The 21398-nt window shown below is 66.5% G+C and carries 17 protein-coding genes; 7 read left to right on the top strand and 10 right to left on the bottom strand.

Annotated features, from left to right (window positions below):
• Positions 1-594: a dephospho-CoA kinase gene (gene coaE, locus ACW179_RS05425; RefSeq protein ID WP_492063282.1), complete on the top strand. Its 594-nt coding sequence runs from the start codon at positions 1-3 to the stop codon at positions 592-594.
• Between the two features lie 36 nt (positions 595-630).
• Positions 631-1344 carry a DNA polymerase III subunit epsilon gene (gene dnaQ / locus ACW179_RS05420; protein ID WP_492063281.1) on the top strand — a complete coding sequence of 238 codons (714 nt, stop codon included), beginning with the start codon at positions 631-633 and terminating at the stop codon, positions 1342-1344.
• Between the two features lie 741 nt (positions 1345-2085).
• Here dnaQ and xth read toward each other — a convergent pair.
• The 3 genes from xth to ACW179_RS05405 all read right to left on the bottom strand — a co-directional run bounded on the left by xth (position 2086) and on the right by ACW179_RS05405 (position 4349).
• Positions 2086-2892 carry an exodeoxyribonuclease III gene (gene xth / locus ACW179_RS05415; protein ID WP_492063280.1) on the bottom strand — a complete coding sequence of 269 codons (807 nt, stop codon included), beginning with the start codon at positions 2890-2892 and terminating at the stop codon, positions 2086-2088.
• 228 nt (positions 2893-3120) lie between these two features.
• Complete coding sequence (locus ACW179_RS05410) at positions 3121-3780, bottom strand: outer-membrane lipoprotein carrier protein LolA (protein WP_492063279.1); 660 nt, start codon at positions 3778-3780, stop codon at positions 3121-3123.
• A 197-nt stretch (positions 3781-3977) separates the two neighbouring features.
• Positions 3978-4349, bottom strand: a complete 372-nt coding sequence (locus tag ACW179_RS05405; protein WP_492063278.1) for a hypothetical protein — start codon at positions 4347-4349, stop codon at positions 3978-3980.
• A 441-nt stretch (positions 4350-4790) separates the two neighbouring features.
• Here ACW179_RS05405 and ACW179_RS05400 point away from each other — a divergent pair, with 441 nt between their 5' ends.
• Entirely contained in the window at positions 4791-5249 is a 459-nt protein-coding gene (locus ACW179_RS05400) for a GNAT family N-acetyltransferase (protein ID WP_492063277.1), read from the top strand.
• A gap of 60 nt (positions 5250-5309) precedes the next feature.
• Here ACW179_RS05400 and ACW179_RS05395 read toward each other — a convergent pair whose 3' ends face one another.
• Entirely contained in the window at positions 5310-7754 is a 2445-nt protein-coding gene (locus ACW179_RS05395; protein ID WP_492064257.1) for a DNA translocase FtsK, read from the bottom strand.
• A 105-nt stretch (positions 7755-7859) separates the two neighbouring features.
• Positions 7860-8711 (bottom strand): glutamate racemase, encoded by an 852-nt coding sequence (locus ACW179_RS05390; RefSeq protein ID WP_492063276.1) that lies wholly within the window; start codon positions 8709-8711, stop codon positions 7860-7862.
• A gap of 147 nt (positions 8712-8858) precedes the next feature.
• On the opposite strand from ACW179_RS05390, the gene ACW179_RS05385 reads away from it, so the two are divergent.
• The 3 genes from ACW179_RS05385 (at position 8859) to ACW179_RS05375 (ending at position 12811) form a co-directional block, all read left to right on the top strand.
• Entirely contained in the window at positions 8859-10985 is a 2127-nt protein-coding gene (locus ACW179_RS05385; RefSeq protein WP_492063275.1) for a M3 family metallopeptidase, read from the top strand.
• Positions 10986-11282: 297 nt separating this feature from the next.
• Positions 11283-12254 (top strand): TraB/GumN family protein, encoded by a 972-nt coding sequence (locus ACW179_RS05380; protein WP_492063274.1) that lies wholly within the window; start codon positions 11283-11285, stop codon positions 12252-12254.
• A gap of 26 nt (positions 12255-12280) precedes the next feature.
• Positions 12281-12811 (top strand): SRPBCC family protein, encoded by a 531-nt coding sequence (locus ACW179_RS05375; RefSeq protein WP_492063273.1) that lies wholly within the window; start codon positions 12281-12283, stop codon positions 12809-12811.
• 58 nt (positions 12812-12869) lie between these two features.
• On the opposite strand, the gene ACW179_RS05370 is transcribed toward ACW179_RS05375, so the two are convergent.
• The 3 genes from ACW179_RS05370 to ahpC form a co-directional block, all read right to left on the bottom strand.
• The gene (locus tag ACW179_RS05370) at positions 12870-14252 is read right to left on the bottom strand and encodes an intermediate filament-like cell shape determinant CreS (RefSeq protein WP_492063272.1); all 1383 of its coding nucleotides are present in this window, start codon (positions 14250-14252) and stop codon (positions 12870-12872) included.
• A 232-nt stretch (positions 14253-14484) separates the two neighbouring features.
• On the bottom strand, positions 14485-16074 hold the full coding sequence (gene ahpF / locus ACW179_RS05365) for an alkyl hydroperoxide reductase subunit F (protein WP_492063271.1): 1590 nt from the start codon (positions 16072-16074) through the stop codon (positions 14485-14487).
• Between the two features lie 153 nt (positions 16075-16227).
• Positions 16228-16791, bottom strand: coding sequence for an alkyl hydroperoxide reductase subunit C (ahpC, locus tag ACW179_RS05360; protein ID WP_492063270.1), 564 nt, complete (start codon positions 16789-16791; stop codon positions 16228-16230).
• Positions 16792-16916: 125 nt separating this feature from the next.
• Between ahpC and ACW179_RS05355 the strand changes: the two genes are divergently transcribed.
• Positions 16917-17813, top strand: a complete 897-nt coding sequence (locus ACW179_RS05355; RefSeq protein ID WP_492063269.1) for a hydrogen peroxide-inducible genes activator — start codon at positions 16917-16919, stop codon at positions 17811-17813.
• Between the two features lie 224 nt (positions 17814-18037).
• Here the strand turns inward: ACW179_RS05355 and ACW179_RS05350 are convergent, their stop codons facing one another.
• On the bottom strand, positions 18038-19132 hold the full coding sequence (locus tag ACW179_RS05350; protein WP_492063268.1) for a GNAT family N-acetyltransferase: 1095 nt from the start codon (positions 19130-19132) through the stop codon (positions 18038-18040).
• A gap of 113 nt (positions 19133-19245) precedes the next feature.
• Entirely contained in the window at positions 19246-21396 is a 2151-nt protein-coding gene (locus ACW179_RS05345) for a prolyl oligopeptidase family serine peptidase (RefSeq protein ID WP_492063267.1), read from the bottom strand.
• Positions 21397-21398 lie beyond the last annotated feature (2 nt).

The raw sequence follows: 21398 nt of genomic DNA, 5'->3' as shown, positions 1-21398 counted from the left end.
ATGATCATCCTGGGCCTGACCGGTTCCATCGGCATGGGCAAATCCACGACTTCGGCCATGTTCGAGGCCGAGGGTGTTCCCGTCTACGACAGCGACGCCGCCGTCCATGCGCTTTACGCCGTGGGCGGCGCAGCCGTGGCCCCGGTCGAGGCGGCGTTTCCGGGTGTGGTCGTCGACGGCGCCATCGACCGCACCTTGCTCAGCGCCCGGGTGGTCGGCAAGCCTGAGGCCCTGAAGGCGCTGGAGACGATCGTTCATCCCCTGGTCGGCGCTGACCGCATCGGTTTCTTCGAAAAGGCGGCCGCCGAGGGCAAGGATATCGTCGTGCTGGACGTGCCCTTGCTCTACGAGACCGGCGGCGACAAGAAGGTCCACAAGGTGGTGGTGGTCTCCGCCCCGGCCGACGTGCAGCGCGTTCGGGTCCTGGCCCGGCCGGGCATGGACGCGGCCAAGTTCGAGGCCATCCTGGCGCGCCAGACGCCAGACGCCGAAAAGCGGGCCCGCGCCGACTTCGTGATCGACACCAGCCAGGGCCTGGAATCTGCCCATCAACAGGTTCGTCAGATCCTGGCGGCCCTGCGACAACCTGCATGACTTGAAGGGGCCGCCGAACCGGCCCATTGAATCGCCATGGCCCGGGAAATCATCCTCGACACCGAAACCACCGGTTTTGATCCGAAGACCGGCGACCGCCTGGTCGAAATCGGCTGCATCGAGGTGGTCGACTTCATGCCGACCGGCCAGTCGTTCCACGAATATTGCGACCCTCTGCGCGACATGCCGGCCGAGGCCGAGAAGGTTCACGGCCTCTCCAGCGCTTTTCTGACCGGCAAACCCCGCTTCGAGGCCATTGCCGACCGTTTTCTGGAGTTTGTCGGTGACAGTGTGGTCGTGGCCCACAACGCGGCCTTTGACCGCAGCTTCGTCAATTTCGAGCTGGAAAAGTGCGGTCGCCCGCCCCTGCCCGAAGCCCGCTGGGTCGATACCCTGGCCATGGCCAAGAAGCGCTTCCCGGGCATGTACAACTCGCTCGACGCGCTGTGCAAACGCTACAAGATCAGCCTCGACAGCCGCGACAAGCACGGGGCCCTGATCGACGCCCACCTGCTGGCCGAGGTCTATCTGGAACTGCAGGGCGGCAAGGAGCGGGCGCTGGAACTGACGGCGGTGGTCACCGCCAGCATGACCGCCCAGCTGACCGCCGGCGCCTATGGCCAACGCCCCCGCCCCCTGGCCCCGCGCTCTACCGACGCCGAACGCGCCGTCCATGCCGAGTGGATCAGCGCCACGCTGAAGGACAAGGCCGTCTGGGTGAAGCTGGGGCTGGTGGAAATCTCGGGCTAGGTTCAGGTCAGGCCTTTTTGGTCAGCGCACGAGCTCTCCGCCTCACGCGAACAGTCGCTGAGTTTTCGTGGGGAGGCGCGAAGCGGCCGGGGCGAACCCGGGGACCGTGATGGGTAGTGTGTGCGTTTCGGCTCGTCTCTTCCGCTTCGCAGAAGCTGTTCTGACCGTGAGGATGGCAAGCTCGCGAGCGCTGTTTCAGCTCTGGCCCCCAATTGTCCCCCGGACGGGCGCGCCCAACCCCTGCGGTGCATCCGTGAGGGGTCCGACGGGTCGCGATAGACGGCTTTACGATCACCGCCCTGTCGTTCCGCGCTGTCTCGAAAGCAAGACCTCCGGTGGCCCCGGATCAATCCAACGAACAGGCCACTTTCCGTCTTGCCCGCGTGACCGCGCGGCCCCGCTCAGCTTCATCCCCATCGCCGCTTCGGGCCGGTACCAAGCGCCCTCCCCCTGCGACGGGGACAGCGACGATTATGGGGGTGGTTTTGAGCGCGTCTGATGGCGCGGTGCGAGATTTTTGCAGGGCGTTGAAGTGGCTGGGGTTTGTCGGCGATACGCAGGGGATGGAGGGGGCTCTATCCCCGTACTTGCCCCCTACGGGTCGCTTCGCGACCGTCTTCCCCCAGAGGGGGAAGATGATCTCATCCGCCCCCGTTGGGGGCGGACGACCGGCAAAGCCGGTCAGGTGGGGGCCAGCGGCGCTGGCGGATCTACCTCTCCAGCTGATCGCAACGCCTTCCGTTAAACCCGCAGATCCGCCGTCACCGGCGCATGGTCGCTGGGGCGTTCCCATTCGCGTACGGTGTCATGCACCTTCGATGAGACCTTGCCGTCGATGATGGCCGCGTCGCGCAGGCCGGGGCTGGCCAGGATGTGGTCCAGGCGCAGGCCACGATTGGACTTGCGGAAGTCGGCGGCGCGATAGCTCCACCAGGAAAACAGCTTTTCGGGTTCCGGTACCGCCAGGCGCGGCAGGTCCAGCAGGCCCATCGACTTGATCATCGCGTCGAAGGCCTCCAGCTCGACCGGTGTGTGGCTGACCACCTTCAACATCTGGCGGTGGCTCCAGACGTCGTTCTCGCCGGGCGCGATATTGAGGTCGCCGGTCACGATCAGCGGGTCTTTCGGGTCACGCTTTTTCAGGGCGGCGGTCAGGGTCTCGTAGAAGTCCAGCTTGTGATCGAACTTCGGATTGCCGATCCGGTCGGGCGTGTCGCCGCCGGCCGGGATATAGAAGTTCTGGATATCGACCCCGGCCACCTTGACCGCCACGCAGCGGGCATGGCCTTCGCGGCAGGTCATCAGGGTGGAGACATCCTCGAACGGCAGGCGCGAGGCGATGGCCACGCCGTGCCAGCCCTTTTGCCCGGCGATCTTCAGGTACGGCAGACCGGCGACCTCGAAGGCCTCGCGCGGAAACTCGCCCTCCTGGCACTTGATCTCCTGCAGGCACAGCACATCGGGGGCCTGCTCGTCGACGAAGCGGGCGACCTGCTCGGCGCGCAGGCGGACGGAATTGACGTTCCAGGTGGCGATACGGAGGCGCATGCCGTTCCCTAACGTGAATTTCTAGGCGCGAGAACGAAAAACGCCCGGACGCATGCGCGTCCGGGCAAAAGTCTGTCTCTCATGCCGCGACCGGGAGGGGATAGGATCCGGTACGGTTTGCGAAGAGCGGGTCGGACGCTCGTCGCCATGCGTGTTAAATATGCCACTGCGAAATTTATAGTCAAGAGTAGATCGTGTTGATTCTTGCCTGTTGTGTGAATGTCACATTCACGGTTTGCCGACGCGGCGGCGCGGATCGGTCAAAACGAACAGCTTGGGGTCAAGCGCACCCGTCTCTTCAAGGTCTGCAAGCCGAACCCGGATCTGGCCGCCCTTTACGTCACTAACCGTCCAGCCCATCAGGGTGGTGGGGCCCTCGCTGAAGTCCAGGCTGATCCGGCCCAGGGTCTGGCGCTTGGCGTCCTGGGCCACGATGGTGAAACCGTCAGCCAGCCTGCGCACGTCGGTGATCGCCACGCCACGATCCAGCCGCACCTCACGCGCCAGCAGCAGGGCCAGGGGCGTGCGGCTGAGCGGATAGCTCTCGAAGGTCTTCAGGCGGCTGTCGAAGATGTTGACGTTATTGCCGTTGCTCACGACCAGCAGGCCGTTGGGGCCGTCATAGGCGAACCGCGCCTTGCCCGGGCGTTGCAGCCACAGCGTGCCTTGCGTGACCGTGCCGCGCTGATCGGTCTGGACAAAGCGGCCCTTGGCCGAGCCCAGGCCCTGGATATAGCCGGTGGCCTTGTCGACCAGGGCCTGCTGGTCGGGGGTCAGGGCGGCGGCGGTCGGGGCCTTGGACTGGGCGAATACCGGCGCGCTGAACGCAGCGACGGCCAGTCCGGCGGCGCCGGCGGCGATCAGGGAACGGCGAGTGGTCTGGGTCATGCGAACTCCTTGGCCGCAACCTTTGCCCTGACCAGGCGACGAGCGAAAGGCTGATCCGGGGCCATTTGACGGCGGCGGGATGAAGGGCCGTTCAGGTTGGGGGTGACGGGAACGCGGGAGGAGGGGGGGCGTTGCACGCGGCTAGCTTGGGAGCGAGCCCCGTGGGGGTCTGAGATGGGGAAGATAGACCCAAGCGATCATATCAGGGCTAGGCAGCATTCTTTTTCAAACATCAGAAAGTCGTTGGAGGCACCTGACTTTAGGAAGTTCTCACGCCACCAAGCCGCCGCGTCTGGGCTTGCACTATTTAGGATGGCGATCGCGTCCGTGGTCTTCACACAGAAACCGCTCATTACCTGGAGCCGTCCGCGATAGCCGGCGTCGAATTGCTCAATGGAAGTTGGCGGCGGCCCTGTGACGACGCCCCATCCAGTCAGGGTGTGTGGACCTTTGATATGCTCGAAGGTCGGGAGCTCAAGTCCCACCCATTTTTCCCGGACCCAATCAGGCGCCTCGCCTTTGGGAACAGCTATGATCCGCACCACAGTCGGTTTGCTATTCGCTGCCATGCGTAGCCTTCACGCCCTCAAGTCCGATATTTTCACGGGTCCAATGTCTCCCATTCGTCCGCAAACCGACCTGGGTCGGTCCGATCCTTAAATCTCTTGGAGGCTGCAGCGTGCCGGACTGGACAGGTCTGTCCGCCGACACCGCCTCCGGCGGCCGCGTCGCGGCGACGCGGAGCGTCGTCCTTGAGAGACCTGTCCAGTCCGGCGATTGTCTCGCCGTGAGATGTAAGGATGGCTCCGTCCCACGGGACGTAAACCGGCGCAGAATGCGAAATTCTCGGAGAGTAAACAAGCCCCCGGTTTCGCCACCGTGTTTGTCGACCCTGACGGCGTTCTGATCGAGAATATCCAGCGCAATGACCTGCCAAACCTTCCAGCAGTTCGATAGAGGTCAGGTGGGCGCTGCGCGCCCAAGCGCTCGCCGCAGCAGAAAGGCTCCACGTGGACATAAGACAGGATGATCCGACGGCGAACCATGTCGCCGACTTGCTCGCCTATCACCTCAAGGAGTTGCAGGGCGAGATGGCCCAGTTCTCGTTCGCGCTTGACGCTACGGGGCTTTCGGCGGCCAGCGTTACGTTCTGGACGGCTTGGCAAGACGACACGCTGTTGGGATTTGGCGCTCTCAAGGCGTTGGGCAGCGCTCACGGAGAAGTAAAGTCCATGCGCGTCGCGCCGGCTGCGCGCGGCTCCGGCGTCGGGCGCGCGATGCTGAGCCACATCATCGCGGAATCGCGGAAACGGGGCTATGCGCGCCTGAGTCTGGAAACGGGCACGGCAAAGCTGCATGAACCCGCCGTTTCGCTCTACCGCAGCGCCGGCTTTATGTCCTGCGGCCCATTTGCCGACTATCAGGCCAGTCCCTACAACCAGTTTCTGACGCTTGACCTGGCGGGTTGAAGTCTAAAGCTTTCCCTCGTTTACCGGCTGGGGTTGCTGGAGAAAGCGGTCAAGCGCCGCCTAGAGTGCCGGCGGCGGCGGCGCCAGGATCTCGCGCTTGCCCGCGTGGTTGGCCGCGCCGACCACGCCTTCCTTTTCCATCCGCTCCATCAAGGATGCGGCCCGGTTGTAGCCGATCTGCAGGCGGCGCTGGATGTAGCTGGTCGAGGCCTTGCGGTCGCGGGTGACCACGGCCACGGCGTGGTCATAGAGGTCGTTGGCCCCGCCCTCGCCGGCGAAGGCGCCTTCGATGGCCTCTTCCTGCTCCTCGTCGCCACCGGCGGTGACTTCTTCGAGGTAGTTGGGCGTGCCCTGGTCGCGCAGGAACTTGGCCACGGCCTCGACCTCGCCGTCGCTGACGAACGGACCGTGCAGGCGCGTCACCCGCCCGCCGCCGGCCATGTAGAGCATGTCGCCCTGGCCCAGCAGCTGCTCGGCACCCTGCTCGCCCAGGATGGTGCGGGCGTCGATCTTCGAGGTGACCTGGAAGCTGATCCGGGTCGGGAAATTGGCCTTGATGGTGCCGGTGATGACGTCGACCGACGGGCGCTGGGTGGCCATGATCAGGTGGATGCCGGCGGCGCGGGCCATCTGGGCCAGGCGCTGCACGGCGCCTTCGATGTCCTTGCCGGCCACCATCATCAGGTCGGCGACCTCGTCGATGACCACGACCAGATAGGGCATGGCCTCGGGGCGGATCTGCTCGGTCTCGTAGATCGGGCGGCCGGCGTCGTCGAACCCCGTCTGCACGGTACGCTCGAAATGCTCGCCCTTTTCCAGGGCTTCATTGGCCTTCTCATTGAAGCCGCCGATATTGCGCACGCCGATCTTGGACATCCGCCGATAGCGGTCCTCCATCTCGCGCACGGTCCATTTCAGGGCGACGATGGCCTTTTTCGGATCGGTCACGACCGGGGCCAGCAGGTGCGGGATGCCGTCATAGACCGACAGTTCCAGCATCTTGGGGTCGATCATGATGAAGCGGCACTTCTCGGGCGGCAGCTTGTAGAGGATCGACAGGATCATGGCGTTGACGCCGACCGACTTGCCCGAGCCGGTGGTGCCGGCGATCAGCAGGTGGGGCATCTTGGCCAGGTCGGCGATATAGGGCTCGCCGCCGATGGTTTCGCCGAGCGCCATGGGCAGGATCGAGCTGGCCTTGTCGTAGTCGGTGCTGGACAGCAGGTCGCGCAGATAGACGGTCTCGCGCCGCGAATTGGGCATTTCAATGCCGATGGCGTTGCGGCCCTGGGCCACGGCCACCCGGCACGAGATGACGCTCATCGAGCGGGCGATGTCGTCGGCCAGGGCCACGACCCGGGCGGTCTTGACGCCAGGGGCGGGCACCAGCTCGTACATGGTGACCACCGGGCCGGGGCGGATCTGGTCGATCTGGCCCTTGACCCCGAACTCGGCCAGCACGCTTTCCAGCAGGCGGGCGTTCTGGCGCAGGGCGGCGGCGTCGACGTCGGACGAGCGCGGCTTGGCCTTGGCCAGCATGGCCAGCTCGGGCAGCTGGAAACCGCCCTCGTCGGAGAAGTCGAATGCCTTCTGCTGTTCGCGCTGCTCGCGGCTGGATTCCTTGGGCAGGGCCTTAGGCTTGGCGATGGCCAGGGGGCGGGCGTGCGCGGAGTCCGGGAAGTCGTCGTCTTCGTCGGCGATGATCGGCGGCGCGGGCGGGGTGTAGGCCTGTTCGGGCGGTTCGACGTCCGGGCGGGCCGGGCGGCGCGGCGGGATCGGGGTCTCGGCCGGGGCCTTGCGAGCGCGGGCCGGCTTGGGCGCGGGGGCCGGAGCGGGTTCGGGCTCATGGCGTTGGCGCGGTTGCAGCGCGCCGCTCACCGCATGGGCGATGGCCTCGGGGTCAAAGCGGCGGAAGCCGATGGCGTAGCCCAGGGCGATGGCCGCCGCGATGGTCAGCAGCACCGCCGCTATCGGGCGGGCGGCGGGGATGTGGGCGAAGTCGAGAATCCCGGCGATCAGCCCCAGCAGGCCATCGCCCCAGAACCCGCCCAGGCTCTTTTCCAGCGGCCAGGCCGCCGGGCGCGGCGCAGCCGACAGCAGCCCCGACAGGGCCAGCAGGCCCAGGGTCCCGACGCCGGCGCGCTGGCGAAGGTCGCGCCGCCCGGCCAGTGGATCGGCCTGGGAGGCGCGGGTGACGCCAAACACCAGCATCAGCAGGGCGGCGCCCCAGCCCGCCAGGCCCAGCGACTGGATGACGATATCGGCCAGCGCTGCGCCGGCCCCGCCCAAAGCGTTGGTGGCCGGCGTGGCGGTGGCGGCGTTCAGGCTGGGATCGGTGGCGTTATAGGTGGCGACGGCCAGCAGCAGGCCCGCGCCGATCACCGTGACGACGCCGCCCCGGAACCGCGCCGACCAGGGCTGGGCCCAGCCATAGGCGATCGCATCCATCAGGAGCTCCGCCGTGGAACGCTGCGCGGCTCGCGCCATGAAACTCTCCGAACTCAACATCTTGCGGCCCCGCCTAAGCAGGTCGAACCGCCATGTTGTGCCGCAAGAGGGTTAAGGGGCGTTTACGACGTTGGTTACGATCTGATTCAGAACGTCGCGGCTCTACGCCGCTTCGAACCGCAACGGGCCGCCCCAGAAGCTTTCGACCAGGCCGTTCTGCGGGCCGGGCGTGCCGGTGGTCAGGAAGGTGCGCGAGCCGCCGGTTCCGGGATCCAGCTCGGGATGGCGCTGCAGATAGAGCTCCAGAGCGTCGGCGGTGGCCTGGGGCTGCTGGATCAGCGGGGTGCCGGCCGGCAGGGCGGCGCGGAAGATGTCGGCGACGATCTCGTAGTGGGTGCAGCCCAGCACCACGCGGTCGGGATAGCGGCCGATGCGGGTCTTCAGGGCCTTAACGTGGCCGTCGATTTCCTGGGCAAGCTCGACCGCGCCGGCATCGGCCTCGATCATCCGGGCCAGGTTAGGGCAAGGCTCGGAGAACACTGCCAGGTCCTGTTTGCGCTTGTCGATCTCGATCTCATAGACCCGCGACTTAGCCGTGCCGGGGGTGGAGAACACGCCCAGCACGTCCAGCTGCTCGATCTTGTCGCCGCGTCGCTCGGCCTCGTGCTCCCAGGGCAGGCCGGTGGCGGCCTCGATGGTCGGCACGATGATGCCCAGGATGTTGACGGGGCGGCCCAGCGACTTGCGATAGCCCGGCAGCCAGGTCTGCTGCAGGCGGCGCAGGGCGATGGCGCTGGCGGTGTTGCAGGCCAGGACCACAAGGTTTGCGCCGGTCTCGAACAGGCGCTCGCATCCGGCGCGGGTGAGATCCACGATCTCCTCGCCGGTCCGGCCGCCATAGGGCGCGTTGGCCTGGTCGGCCAGATAGGTGAAATCCGCCTGCGGCAGGCGTTGCACGAGCGCGCGGTGGACGGACAGGCCGCCAACCCCTGAGTCAAAGACACCGATGGACATGAAAGGGGGTTTAGCCTTGCCCGCGCATTTCGTCCACGCCGCCGCGTTGCCGCTTTACGGCCGAAGTCAAAGGTTACGGTCCTGTCATGTGACGCGGCGCGGCGACGGGCCTAGGGTCGCGGTCAACACCTTCACCGGAGATCATCCGTGCAACGTCGTACCTTCCTCGCATCAGCCGCCGCTACCGGCGTTGCCGCGACCCTCAATCCGAGCTTGACCATGGCCGCCGAGACCAATCCCCTGCTGGCCAAGTGGACCGGCCCCTATGGCGGCGTGCCCGCCTTTGACAAGGTCAAGGTCGCCGACTTCAAGCCGGCCGCCGAGGTGGCCATGGCCAAGAACCTGGCCGAGATCGACGCCATTGTCGCCAATCCTGCGCCGCCGACCTTCGAGAACACCATCGCCGCCCTGGAAGACAGCGGCCGGGCCCTGTCGGACTTCTATTGCTACTATGGCATCTGGGGCGGCAATCTGAGCTCGCCCGAGTTTCAGACGGTCGAGGAGGAGCTGGACACAAAGTTCGCCGGCCTCGGCGACAAGATCACCCAGAACGCCGGCCTCTTCAAACGCATCGAGGCGGTCTACACCTCGCCCGACAAGGCCAAGCTGACGCCCGAGCAGCAGCGCGTCCTGTGGATCTACTACACCAACTTCGTGCGGGCCGGCGCCAAGCTGGACCCCAAGGCCAAGGCCCGGGTCGCGGCGATCAACACCGAGATGGCCGGCTATTTCACCAAGTTCAGCCAAAACCTGCTGGCTGACGAGAACACCTATATCGAGCTGAGCGAGGCTGACCTGGTCGGCCTGCCCGACTCGCTGAAGGCCAATGCCGCCTCCAGCGCCGCCCAGCGCAAGCTCGACGGCAAGTTCATCATCGTCAACACCCGCTCCAGCGTTGACCCCTACCTGACCTATTCGCCGGTGCGGGCCACCCGCGAGAAGGTCTGGAAGGCCTTCGTCAATCGCGGCGACGGCGGCGGGGCCACTGACAACAACGCCCTGATCGCCAAGATCCTGAAGCTGCGCGTCGAGCGCGCCAAGCTGCTGGGCTACAAGACCCATGCCCACTGGCGCCTCGAAAACGCCATGGCCAAGACGCCCGAAAGCGCCATGGCCCTGATGGAGGCGGTGTGGAAGCCGGCCATCGCCCAAGTGGCCATCGACGTGGCGGCCATGCAGGGCATCGTCGACCAGGAAGGCGGCGGCTTCAAGATCGAGCCCTGGGACTATCGCTTCTATGCCGAGAAGGTTCGCAAGGCCAAGTACGACCTCGATATGAACGAGGTGAAGCCGTACATGCAGCTGGACAAGCTGCGCGAGGGCATGTTCTGGGCCTCGGGCCAGGTCTACGGCTTTGAATACAAGAAGGTCGAAGGCCTGCCGGTCTATCACGAGGACATCACCGTCTATGAGGTGACCCGGGCCGGCAAGCATGTGGGTCTGTGGTACTTCGATCCCTATGCCCGCGAGGGCAAGCGCTCGGGCGCCTGGATGAACGCCTATCGCACCCAGGAGCGCTTCAAGGGCGAGATCACCACGATCGTCTCCAACAACTCCAACTTCATCAAGGGCGCGCCCGGCGAGCCGGTGCTGATCTCGTGGGATGACGCCACCACCCTGTTCCACGAGTTTGGTCACGCCATCCATGGCCTGAACGCCAACGCGACCTATCCGTCGGTGTCGGGCACCAATGTGGCCCGCGACTATGTGGAGTTCCCCAGCCAGCTGAACGAGCACTGGCTGCCGACCAAGGAAGTGCTGAGCAAGTTCTGCGTCCACTACAAGACCGGCGAGCCGATCCCCCAGGCCCTGGTCGACAAGATCAAGGCGGCGGGCACCTTCAACCAGGGCTTCGACACCACCGAATACCTGGCCAGTGCCCTGATCGACATGAAGCTGCATCTGGCCGGCGACGTTGATATCGATCCCGATGCCTTTGAGCGCACGGAACTGACGAAGCTGAACATGCCCAAGGAGATCGTCATGCGGCACCGCACGCCGCAGTTCGGGCACGTGTTCTCGGGCGACGGCTATTCGGCCGGCTATTACAGCTATCTGTGGGCCGACACCCTGACCGCCGATGTGGCCGAGGCCTTCAAGGAGGCCCCCGGCGGCTTCTACGACAAGCCGACCGGCCAGCGCCTGATCGACACCATCATGTCGAAGGGCAATTCGGTCGATCCGGTCGATCAGTTCCGGGCCTTCCGCGGCCGTGACGTCAAGATCGGTGCCCTGATGCGCGACCGTGGCTTCCCGGTTCCGCCGGGGGCTTAGAGCATCGTGCGGAAAAGTGGACGCCGGTTTTTCGCGAAAACGATGCGAAAACAAAAAGCTAGAGCAAGGCGAGCGAGTTTGATTTCGCGCGCGTTGCTCTAGAGACGACTTAAAGCTCAAAAACTTGTCATCCCGGAAGCCTCGCAGAGGCTATCCGGGACCCAGGAGCAGCCGCACGGCGTTGGCCCCTGGGTCCCGGCTCTCCCCCCGGCGTTCGCCGGGGTCCGGCCGGGATGACAAGATAGAAGTTGGCGTGAGGACCTGTGGGTTCAGGCGAGGATCAAACCCGGAGGCGTCATGACGTTTGTGAAAACCACCTTGGCCGCGATCGCGCTCTTCGCTCTCACGACTACGCCCCCCCACGCCCAGACCGTCGAGCTGACGCCTGCCGATCCTGGCAGCGCGGTGGTTTCGGAACTGACCGTGGTGGCCCGGCCGCCGGGTCCGGCCCTGTGGCTGGTCGAGAAGGGCGGCGCGAAACTCTATGTGGTCGGCTCGGCCGCGCCCCTGCCCCACCAGATGGCCTGGCGCAGTCCGCGTCTCGAGCGGGCCCTGGACCAGGCCGACGTTCTGCTGGCTCCGCCGGAAGCCTCAGTGGGGCCAGGCCAGATCGCCGGCTTTGTGCTGAAGGGCGGGGCGGGCCTGCGCCAGGGCTTTGGCTCAAGCCTGGAAGACAAACTGCCCCCCGACCTGAAGGCTCGCTTCATCTCGGCCCGGCTGCGGGCCAATCGCAGCCATGTGCCCTACAAGAACTGGAAGCCGGCCGTGGCGGGCTTCATCCTGCTGTCGGATTTCCGCCAGGCGGCGGGCCTGTCTGAAGCCAAACCCGTCAGCACCATCGAGCGTCTGGCCAGGGCCAGGAAGGTCAAGATCAAGGCCATGGGCCAGTACCGGCTGGGGCCGGTGCTCAATAGTGTCGGCAAGCTTTCGGCCGACGGCCAGCTGGCCTGCCTGCGCGACGCCCTGGACGAACTGGAATATGAGGGCGCCCGTCCCACCAGCATCGGCACCGACTGGGCCCAGGGCGACCTGGCCAGCGTCCGCGCCCGCTATTCGGCCAGCGCCGCACAGCGTTGCCTGGCCCGCGCGCCGGGCGGCAGTGCCCTGCTGGACGACCAGATCGGCCAGTCGGCCCAGGCTCTGTCGGAAGCGCTCGGCCGGGGCGGCGTGACGGTGGCGGTGGTCGATCTGGCCTTCCTGTTGCCGGGCAATGGCGTGCTGGACCGGCTGAAGGCCGGCGGCGCGACCGTGACCTCGCCGCCGGAATAGAGATCATCATCAAGGGGGAACTGCTCATGAAGATCTGGCTATCGGCCGCTGTTCTGGCCATGACCCTGACCACGGCAGCAAGGGCCGAGGTCATTGACGCCACGCCTGGCGGCTTTCAGGTGCGTCAGTCGGTCGAGATCGCCGCGCCTGCGTCCAGGGTGTGGGCCAGTCTTGTCCAGCCCGCCCTGTGGTGGGACTCGAGCCATACCTGGTCAGGCTCGGCCGCCAACCTGTCGCTGGCGGCGGCCTCGGGCGGTTGTTTCTGCGAGCGCCTGCCGGGCGGCGGTTCGGTGGTTCACCTGAGCACCATGCATGCCGCGCCAAACGCCAAGCTGATCCTGTTTGGCGCGCTCGGCCCGCTGCAGAGCACCGGCGCGGCCGGCCACCTGGCCTTCGTGCTGTCCGAAAAGGACGGCAAGACCACCGTGACCCTCACCTATGATGTGGGCGGCTATATGAAGGGCGGTCTCGACAGGATCGCCGCGCCCGTCGACGGCGTGCTGGGCCAGCAGGTCGCGCGGCTGAAGGCGCAGGTGGAGACGGGGAAGGCGGGTTAGATACAAAAAAGGCGACCCGTAAGGATCGCCTTTTCCATCAGGTTCTGGCCCGGCGAGATCAGCCCGCCTGGGCCAGATCGTCCTCGGTCGCGCCGAGCAGGGCCATTTGTAGGCGCGAGCGGTCGCGGCGGGCGGCTTCCAGGGCGCCTTCGGCCAGGGCGGCTTCCGAGGTCAGGCGATCGATCTGGGCCTGGAGCTCGGCAACCTTGTCCTCGTGCTGGCGACGGGCATCGTCCTGGACTTCCTGGGCGGCGTCCAGGCGGGTGCGCAACTGGGTGGCGCGCTCTTCGGAACGCTTGAGGGTCTTTTCGTGGGCCACGGCAGCCTTGGCCAGCTGGTCGGCCCGTTCGATGGCGGCGGCGCGGGCGGTGTCGACGCCGGCATGGCGCTGACGCAGGCCCTCGGCCTCGTCCTCCAGGCTGCGGATGCGTTCCAGGGCACGTTCCAGAGCCACGTTCAGGTCGCCGGCGCGGCGCTCGACGGCCTGTTGCTGGGCGCTGGAGTCGGCGAGACGCGCGGCGATCTGGCCGTTCATCTCTTCCAGCTTGTCGGCGCGGCCGCTGGCGGTTTCCAGACGGGTCTGCAGGGCCGAGATCTCGGCGCGGCTGGTCTCGACCTGGCTTTCCAGGCCGCGAATGGTGCGGGCGCTGTCGGTCTGGTGGACGGCCAGGGCGTTTTCGGCGGCCTGGATACGGGCGCGTTCGGCGGCAACCTGGGCTTCCAGGTCGGTCTCGACCCGCGACAGGCGGGCCACGTCGAGGCCGGACTGGTCCAGGCGCTTCTTCAGGGTGGCGACCTCTTCGGACAGCAGGGCGTTCTGCTGCTGCACGCGGGCCAGCGAGGCCTCGGCCTCACCGCGACGCGAGTCGATGTCCTGGCTCTGGGTGCGCAGGGTGTCGACGTCCTGGACCAGATGCTCGATGCGGGCCGTGGCGTCGCGCAGCGAGGCGTCAAGGCTGCCCACCTTGAGGTCCGATTGCAGCAGGCCGTTGCGCAGGCGGTCGATCTCGAGAGCGTTGTCTTCCAGGGCCGTGTCCTGGGCCTGGTTGCGGGCCTCGGCCTCGCCCAGGGCGGTTTCGGTCTGGCCCAGACGGGCGGCCAGTTCGCGTTCTTCGGCCTGGGCCGCGGCGGCCTGGCGCAGGGCCTGCTCGCAATTGGCCCGCAGGGCGATCAGCTCGGCGTGCTCGGCGCGGCGGGCTTCAAACTCTTCGGCGACCGGCTGGCGGATTTCCGACAGCAGCGGTTCGATGGCGCGCAGGTGCTCGACGACGCGGGCGATGCTGTCGAGGCCGCCATGGATGGTTTCGTAGCGAACGCCGATCGCCTGGGTGGATTCGATCAGACGCTCGGCGCTTTCGGAGCGACCTACGCCTTCGACCAGCATGGCCGGCTTGGGGGCCTTGGACTTGTCGTCACGGACGTTCTTGGACAGCAGCCTCATCTCGCCCACCCTTTGTTGATCCGCGCACGCGGCGCCCGGCGCGCCGTTTCGGCCTCGCGGCCACGCAGAATCAATTTACCATTCGTTAATAGAATAGCGTGTGCCGAAGATTGCTGTCGAGGCGAAGATCGCGTGATCGGCGAGGGCGCATTGCCGCAGTGGCGGCAGCCAAAAGCCGCCGCGCAGGCCCCGGTGAGGCGAACACGACGGCTTTTCCAGTCTACAGAACGACTTAGGCTGCGGCTTGCGCGGCAGGCAGCGCCGGCTCCAGCCGGATCAGGTAATCGAAGGCCGAAAGCGAAGCTTTCGAGCCCTCGCCCATGGCGATGATGATCTGCTTGTAGGGCGTGGTGGTGGCGTCGCCGGCCGCGAACACGCCGGGCAGCGAGGTCTCGCCGCGATAGTCGACCTCGATCTCGCCACGGCCGGAAAGGGCCACACCGCTGTCCTTCAGCCACTCGGTATTGGGCACCAGGCCGATCTGCACGAACACCCCTTCCAGATCGACGCGGTGGGTCGTGTCGTGATTGCGGTCCTTGTAGGACAGGCCGTTCACCTTGGCCCCGTCGCCGTGGATCTCGGTTGTCATGGCCGAGGTGATGATCCTGACGTTTGGCAGGCTGGCCAGCTTGCGTTGCAGAACGGCGTCAGCGCGCAGCTGGCTGTCAAACTCGATCAGGGTGACATGGGCCACGATGCCCGCCAGGTCGATAGCCGCCTCGACGCCGCTGTTGCCGCCGCCGATCACCGCCACGCGCTTGCCCTTGTAGAGCGGGCCGTCGCAGTGCGGGCAATAGGCCACGCCCCGGTTCTTGTATTCGTTCTCGCCGGGCACGTTGACATTGCGCCAGCGGGCCCCGGTGGACAGGATCACCGTGCGCGACTTCAGGCTGGCGCCGTTCTCGAGTTTCACTTCGATCAGGCCGCCAGGAACCTGGGCCGGAACCAGGCCCACGGCCTTTTGCAGGTTCATGATGTCGACGTCGTAGTCCTTGACGTGCTGTTCCAGGCCCGAAACCAGCTTGGGGCCTTCGGTGTGCGAGACCGAGATGAAGTTCTCGATGGCCATGGTGTCCAGGACCTGGCCGCCGAAGCGCTCGGCGGCGACGCCCGTCCGGATGCCCTTGCGGGCGGCATAGATGGCTGCGGCCGCGCCGGCCGGACCGCCACCGATCACCAGAACATCGAAGGCGTCCTTGGTCTTGATCTTCTCGGCGGCGCGGGCGACGGCCCCGGTGTCCAGCTTGGCGAGGATCTGTTCCATCTCCATGCGGCCCTGGCCGAAGGGCTGGCCGTTCAGCAGGACGGTCGGCACGGCCATGACCTGGCGCTGCTCGACCTCGTCCTTGAACAGGGCACCGTCGATGGCGACGTGGGTGATGTTGGGGTTCAGGGCGGCCATGGTGTTGAGCGCCTGGACCACGTCCGGGCAGTTCTGGCAGCTCTGGGAGAAATAGGTCTCGAAGTGGAACGGACCCTCCAGGGCGCGGGCCTGGTCCAGCACCTCGGCGTCGACCTTGGGTGGGTGGCCGCCCACATGCAGCAGGGCCAGCACCAGTGAGGTGAACTCGTGGCCCAGCGGCAGGCCGGCGAAGCGCACGTCAGCGTCGCCCGCCGCACGGGTGATGGCGAAGGACGGCTTGCGGGCGTCGGTGCCGTCCAAGCGGAGGCTGACCTTGTCAGAGGTCCCGGCCACGTCTTCCAGCAGGGCCCGCATCTCCTGGGCGCCGGCGCTGTCGTCCAGCGACGCCACCAGCGTGATCGGCTGGCGCAGGTTCTGCAGATAGGCTTTCAGCTGGGTCTTCAGACCTTCGTCCAACATGGCGGGCTCCGAATGCGAGGCGCAATTGTCCTGTGATCAGGAAACGCGCGAAATTTTGGGGAGGTGGCGCCGCCGCCGGCTCCGTGGGGAGACGGTCAGCGGGCGACGGCGCCGTATCACCAACCCTGACGGGCTAGCGGGTAGACTAAGAGCTTAGATCTTGCCGACGAGGTCGAGCGACGGCGCCAGGGTCTTTTCGCCTTCTTCCCACTTGGCCGGGCAGACTTCGCCGGGGTGAGCGGCGACGTACTGGGCGGCCTTGATCTTGCGCAGCAGCTCGGCGGCGTTGCGGCCGATGCCTTCGGCGGTGATTTCCATGAACTGGATCACGCCTTGCGGGTCGACCAGGAAGGTGCCGCGGTCGGCCAGGCCCACGCCTTCGCGCATGACTTCGAAGTTGTTGGTCACCAGGCCCGACGGGTCGCCGATCATGGTGTACTGGATCTTGCCGATGGCCGGCGAGCTGTCGTGCCAGGCCTTGTGCGAGAAGTGGGTGTCGGTCGAGACCGAATAGACCTCCACGCCCATCTTCTGCAGCTCGGGATAGTTGTCGGCCAGATCTTCAAGCTCCGTCGGGCAGACGAAGGTGAAGTCGGCGGGGTAGAAGAACACGACGGACCACTTGCCCTTCAGGTCGGCGTCGCTGACCTCGATGAACTTGCCGGCCTTGAAGGCCGTGGCGGTGAAGGGTTTGATGGTGGTGTTGATCAAGGCCATGAGGGGCTCCCGTAAAAGGTGTGCGCACCTCTACGCAGTGGCGGTCGATAGGTCCAATCGATTAAATCATTCCTGTGAATAGGCTGGATCTATACGTCGGCCGCGTTCGCCGCTATAGGACGCCCATGCTCCCCACCCTGCGCCAGCTGCAATATCTGAAGCTTCTGTCCGAACACGGCTCGTTCAGCCGGGCGGCCGAGAGCGCCCACGTCACCCAGCCCACCCTGTCGGCCGGCATCCAGGAGCTGGAGAAGATTCTCGGCGCGCCGGTTGTGGACCGGGCCCGTTCGGGTGTGATCCTCACCGCCGCCGGCCAGGAAGCCGTGCGCCGCGCCCAGGACATTCTGACCCGGACCGAAGACCTGGTGCAGGCGGCGCGCGGGGCGGGCCTGCCGCTGGCGGGCCGGTTCCGGCTGGGGGTGATCCCGACCGTGGCGCCCTATCTGCTGCCCCGGGCCCTGCCGCTGCTGCGCGACCGCTTCCCCAAGCTGCGGCTGTTCCTGCGCGAGGACCTGACCCAGCGCCTGATCGCCTCGCTGAAGGCCGGCGCGCTGGACGCGGCCTTGATCGCTCTGCCCTACGACATGACCGGCCTGGACTGGGCCCATGTCGAGGATGACGAACTGCTGGCCGCCGCGCCGGCCAACCATCCGATGTCGGCCTTCGCCCGGGTCGATCCCGACAGCCTGAAGGGCGACGACCTGATCCTGCTGGAGGACGGCCACTGCCTGCGCGACCACGCCCTGGCCGCCTGCGGGCTGGAACCCCCCAGAGGGGTCGGCGATGAGGAGAGCTTCGCAGCCACCTCCTTGCCCACCCTGGTGCAGATGATCGGCTCGGGTCTGGGCGTCTCGTTCCTGCCGGCCATGGCCGTGCAGGCGGGCCTGACCGACAACGCCGCCGTTACGGTGCGACCCCTGGCCTCCGAGCAATCCAGCCGCGAGATTGTCGTCGCCTGGCGGGCCGGCTCGACCCGCGCGCCCGAGGGGCGGCTGCTCGCTGAGACCCTGCGGGCGGCCTGATCGCGGCGTCAGGGCTGGGCGAGCGGTCGAACAGATCGCCAAGGCCCTGGACGACGTGGCCGGTGCCCTCTTCCGCTCTCCCCGGCGAAAGCCGGGGTCTAGATCGAACCCAGAGCGGATATCGGTTTGGCTAGGTCGGAAGGCGCGTCATCCCCAGACGCTCAGGCTGAATCTGGGCCCCGGCTTTCGCCGGGGAGAGCGGCTTCAAAAATCAGCAATCGAACTCAGTGCAGGCCACGCAGCAGGTCGATGCGGCGCATGGCCTTGCCGGGCAGTTCGGAAACCCGGCCCAGCGGCAGGGCCTCGGCCATTTGGCGCACGCCATAGGCGGCGCTACGCACGAAGGTGGCCGGCGAGGGTGAGCCGAAGAAGCCGAACACCACGGTCTGGCGGGCATTGGAGAGCTCGCGCTTGAACCTGTAGTCGCCGGCCCCGAGGTCCAGATGCGTATAGGGCCCGCCGTCCATGCTTTTCAGGATGTCCTGGAACAGCATCAGGCCGGGGGAATAGCGCTCGAAGGCGGGGTTGTGGGCGATCAGCCAGCCATGGATCGTATGCACGCCCCGCAGGTGCAGGTGGACGGCAACCAGCTGGCCGCCCAGATGCAGGGTGTAGAGCCCCCCGCCGAACAACGGATCGCGCGTGGCAAACAGGTCCTCGACCAGTTTCATCACCCAGGGCGTCTTGAAATAGTCGGTCTGGCCGGTGGCGATCAGCTGGGCGCGCTTCCAGGCGATCAGCTGGTCGAAGGCGGCGCGGTCGTTCGACAGCGCGGTGAAGACGGCGGGGCCGACCTCGCGCTCGGCCTTGCGGCGCTTCTTGTCGATATCCTTGAGGACGCCTGACCCGGCCGCCTTGCGCTGGGCTTCATAGGCGGCGTAGCCGTCCGGAACCTCGACGATCCAGGAGTCGGTATGGCCCCGGCCGTGGCGGGCCAGGGTCTCGTCGTCGGCCTGCATGTGGCAGAAGTCCAGGCGCGAAACCCCCAGCGCCGACAATAGCTTGCGCGGATCGATGGCTACGCCGGCGGCACCAACCAGGGCCTGATAGTCGCACATCGGCGCGCCCACCGGCATGGCCACGCCCTGGCGCAGGCGGACGGGCAGAAAGCCGATGGCGCAGCCGTCATCGCTGCGCAGGATGGCCACCTTGATGTCCCGGGGATCCTCGCCGGTCGCCGCGCGGGCGCGGGCGACGGTGGTGGTCCACAGCGGTGACAGGAAGGGCGAGTCCAGGCGCGCAACCCCCGCCTGCAGACGCGACCAGCGGTCGGCGTCGGCAGGGGCCAGTTCCAGCGCGGAAACGACATCGATCTTCAAGGCAGGGTGCTCTGGGCGAGGATCATGGAGGGCTTAAGCAGCCGCGATCCTCGCCCAGATAGATTTCCCCAGTGTTGACGCCGATCAACTCCGGGTAACAGCGATCGTCTGGATCAATCCATCAGCTTGCGCGACAGGTAGATGTATTCCATCGCCTGCCGCCGGGCGGTTTCGGCCAGATTGGCGGCCCCAGCGTGACCCCCGTCGATGTTCTCGTAAAAGAGCACCGGATAGCCCAGTTCCTCGAGCCGCGCGGCGGCCTTGCGGGCGTGGGCGGGGTGGACGCGGTCATCCTTGGTCGAGGTCTCGATGAACACCTCGGGATACTTCTGGCCGGCCTTGAGGTTGGAATAGGGGTCGTACTTCTCGATCACGGCCCGCTCGGACGGTATGGCCGGGTCGCCGTACTCGCCCACCCACGAGGCCCCGGCTCCGATCTGGCTGTAACGGATCATGTCGAACAGCGGCACCTGCACGACGATGGCATTGTAGAGCTCGGGCCGCTGGGTCAGGGCCACGCCCATCAGCAGGCCGCCGTTTGACCCGCCCATGATGCCCAGCCGGCGGGGCGAGGTGATCTTGCGGGTGATCAGGTCCTGGCTGACCGCGAAGAAGTCGTCATAGACCTTCTGGCGGTTCTCTTTCAGGCCGGCCGTGTGCCAGGCCGGACCAAACTCGCCGCCGCCACGGATATTGGCCACCACATAGGTGCCGCCGCGCTCCAGCCACAGCTTGCCCATCACGCCCGAATAGCCCGGGGTCATCGGCACCTGGAAGCCGCCATAGGCATAGAGCAGGGTCGGGTTGGAGCCGTCATACTTCAGGCCCTTGGGGCGCACGACGAAGTAGGGGATCTTCACGCCGTCGGTGCTGGTCGCCTCGAACTGTTCGACCACATGGGTGGAGGCGTCAAAGCGGGCCGGCGAGGCCTTGACCTGTTCCAGCTTCAGCGAGCCGGCATCGGCCAGCCAGAAGGTCGAGGGCGTCAGATAGCCGGTGACAGTGACGAACAGCCGCTCGTCCTTTTCCGAGGTCGAGCCCAGGCTGATGCTGGAATTGGCCGGCAGGGCCAGATCCTGTGACGTCCAGCCCTTGGCGCTGTGGGTCAGCACCCGGGCCGCGCCCTTGACGTTGTCCAGCAGGGCCACGACCAGCTTGGTGCGGGTGGTGATGACGCTCTCGACCGACTGGCGGGCGGTGGGGCGCAGCACGAGCGTGGCCTTGGCCGTCGCCGGCGCGGCCTTGAGGGCGGCGAGGTCAAAGCTGATCAGGTCACCTGTCTTGAAGCCCTTTTCCGGCCAGTCCTGCTCCATCAGCACGACCATCTGGCCGGCGACATAGCCCTGGATCGAGGCCTTCAGCGGCAAATCGAGCTTCACCGGACCCTTGTCGGACAGGAGGTAGTACTCGCTCTCGAAGAAGGTCACGCCTCGCGCGGCCATCACCGCCACGGTCTTGCCGTCGGCGTCGCGCAGCACGAACGGGCTGACCGATACGTCGGTCTCGGTGCCGCGATAGAGCTCAGTGGCCGCGCTCAGCGGTTGGCCGCGTTTGACGGTCTTCAGCACATAGGCATAGCCCGACTTGGTCACCTGGCCCGGTTCCCACTCGCGGGCCACCAGCAGGGTGTCCTTGTCCAGCCAGCTATAGTTCTGCTTGCCTTCCGGCAGTTCGAAGCCACCCCCGTTCTTTGAATCCACGAAGCTCTTGGTCGTGGTGTCGAACTCGCGGACCGTGACGGCGTCCTTGCCGCCGTTCGACAGCGTGATCAGGCAGCGGGTGTCTTCCGGCGGCAGGCAGTTGGCCCCCTTGAACACCCAGTTGGCGTTCTCGGCCTTGGTCAGGGCGTCGATGTCGAGAATGGTCTCCCAGACCGGCTCGGCGGTGCGATAGCTCTCCAGCGTGGTCTTGCGCCACAGCCCGCGCACATGGGTGGCGTCCTGCCAGAAGTTGCGCAAGCTGCCGTCGCCGGCGAACGACACGCCCGGCACCCGGTCCTTGGCATTGAGGATGGCCAGGGCCTGGCTTTCCAGACCGGCATAGCGAGCGTCGCCCTGCAGGACGGGCATCGTCTTGGCGTTGCGGGCCTTGGCCCAGTCCATGGCCCGGGTCCCCTCGATCTCTTCCATCCACAGATAGGGATCGGACTTGCCCAGCTCCGACAGCGGCGTGCGCACCTCGGTGGCCGGGGCGGCGGGTTGGGCGGCGTGGGAAGCGGTCATGAGGCTCGTGGAGGCGATGAGGGCGAGGACAAGGCTACGCATCA

The organism is Caulobacter sp. AVps18 (assembly GCF_058681425.1).
Note: the sequence above shows the minus strand (reverse complement) of the source record. Positions and strands in the feature narration are given on the sequence as shown.

Coding starts and splice junctions, on each gene's coding strand:
- coaE (WP_492063282.1), top strand. CDS start 1: ATGATCATCCTGGGCCTGACCGGTTCCATCGGCATGGGCAAATCCACG.
- dnaQ (WP_492063281.1), top strand. CDS start 631: ATGGCCCGGGAAATCATCCTCGACACCGAAACCACCGGTTTTGATCCG.
- xth (WP_492063280.1), bottom strand. CDS start 2,892: ATGCGCCTCCGTATCGCCACCTGGAACGTCAATTCCGTCCGCCTGCGC.
- ACW179_RS05410 (WP_492063279.1), bottom strand. CDS start 3,780: ATGACCCAGACCACTCGCCGTTCCCTGATCGCCGCCGGCGCCGCCGGA.
- ACW179_RS05405 (WP_492063278.1), bottom strand. CDS start 4,349: ATGGCAGCGAATAGCAAACCGACTGTGGTGCGGATCATAGCTGTTCCC.
- ACW179_RS05390 (WP_492063276.1), bottom strand. CDS start 8,711: ATGTCCATCGGTGTCTTTGACTCAGGGGTTGGCGGCCTGTCCGTCCAC.
- ACW179_RS05380 (WP_492063274.1), top strand. CDS start 11,283: ATGACGTTTGTGAAAACCACCTTGGCCGCGATCGCGCTCTTCGCTCTC.
- ACW179_RS05375 (WP_492063273.1), top strand. CDS start 12,281: ATGAAGATCTGGCTATCGGCCGCTGTTCTGGCCATGACCCTGACCACG.
- ACW179_RS05370 (WP_492063272.1), bottom strand. CDS start 14,252: ATGAGGCTGCTGTCCAAGAACGTCCGTGACGACAAGTCCAAGGCCCCC.
- ahpF (WP_492063271.1), bottom strand. CDS start 16,074: ATGTTGGACGAAGGTCTGAAGACCCAGCTGAAAGCCTATCTGCAGAAC.
- ahpC (WP_492063270.1), bottom strand. CDS start 16,791: ATGGCCTTGATCAACACCACCATCAAACCCTTCACCGCCACGGCCTTC.
- ACW179_RS05355 (WP_492063269.1), top strand. CDS start 16,917: ATGCTCCCCACCCTGCGCCAGCTGCAATATCTGAAGCTTCTGTCCGAA.
- ACW179_RS05345 (WP_492063267.1), bottom strand. CDS start 21,396: ATGCGTAGCCTTGTCCTCGCCCTCATCGCCTCCACGAGCCTCATGACC.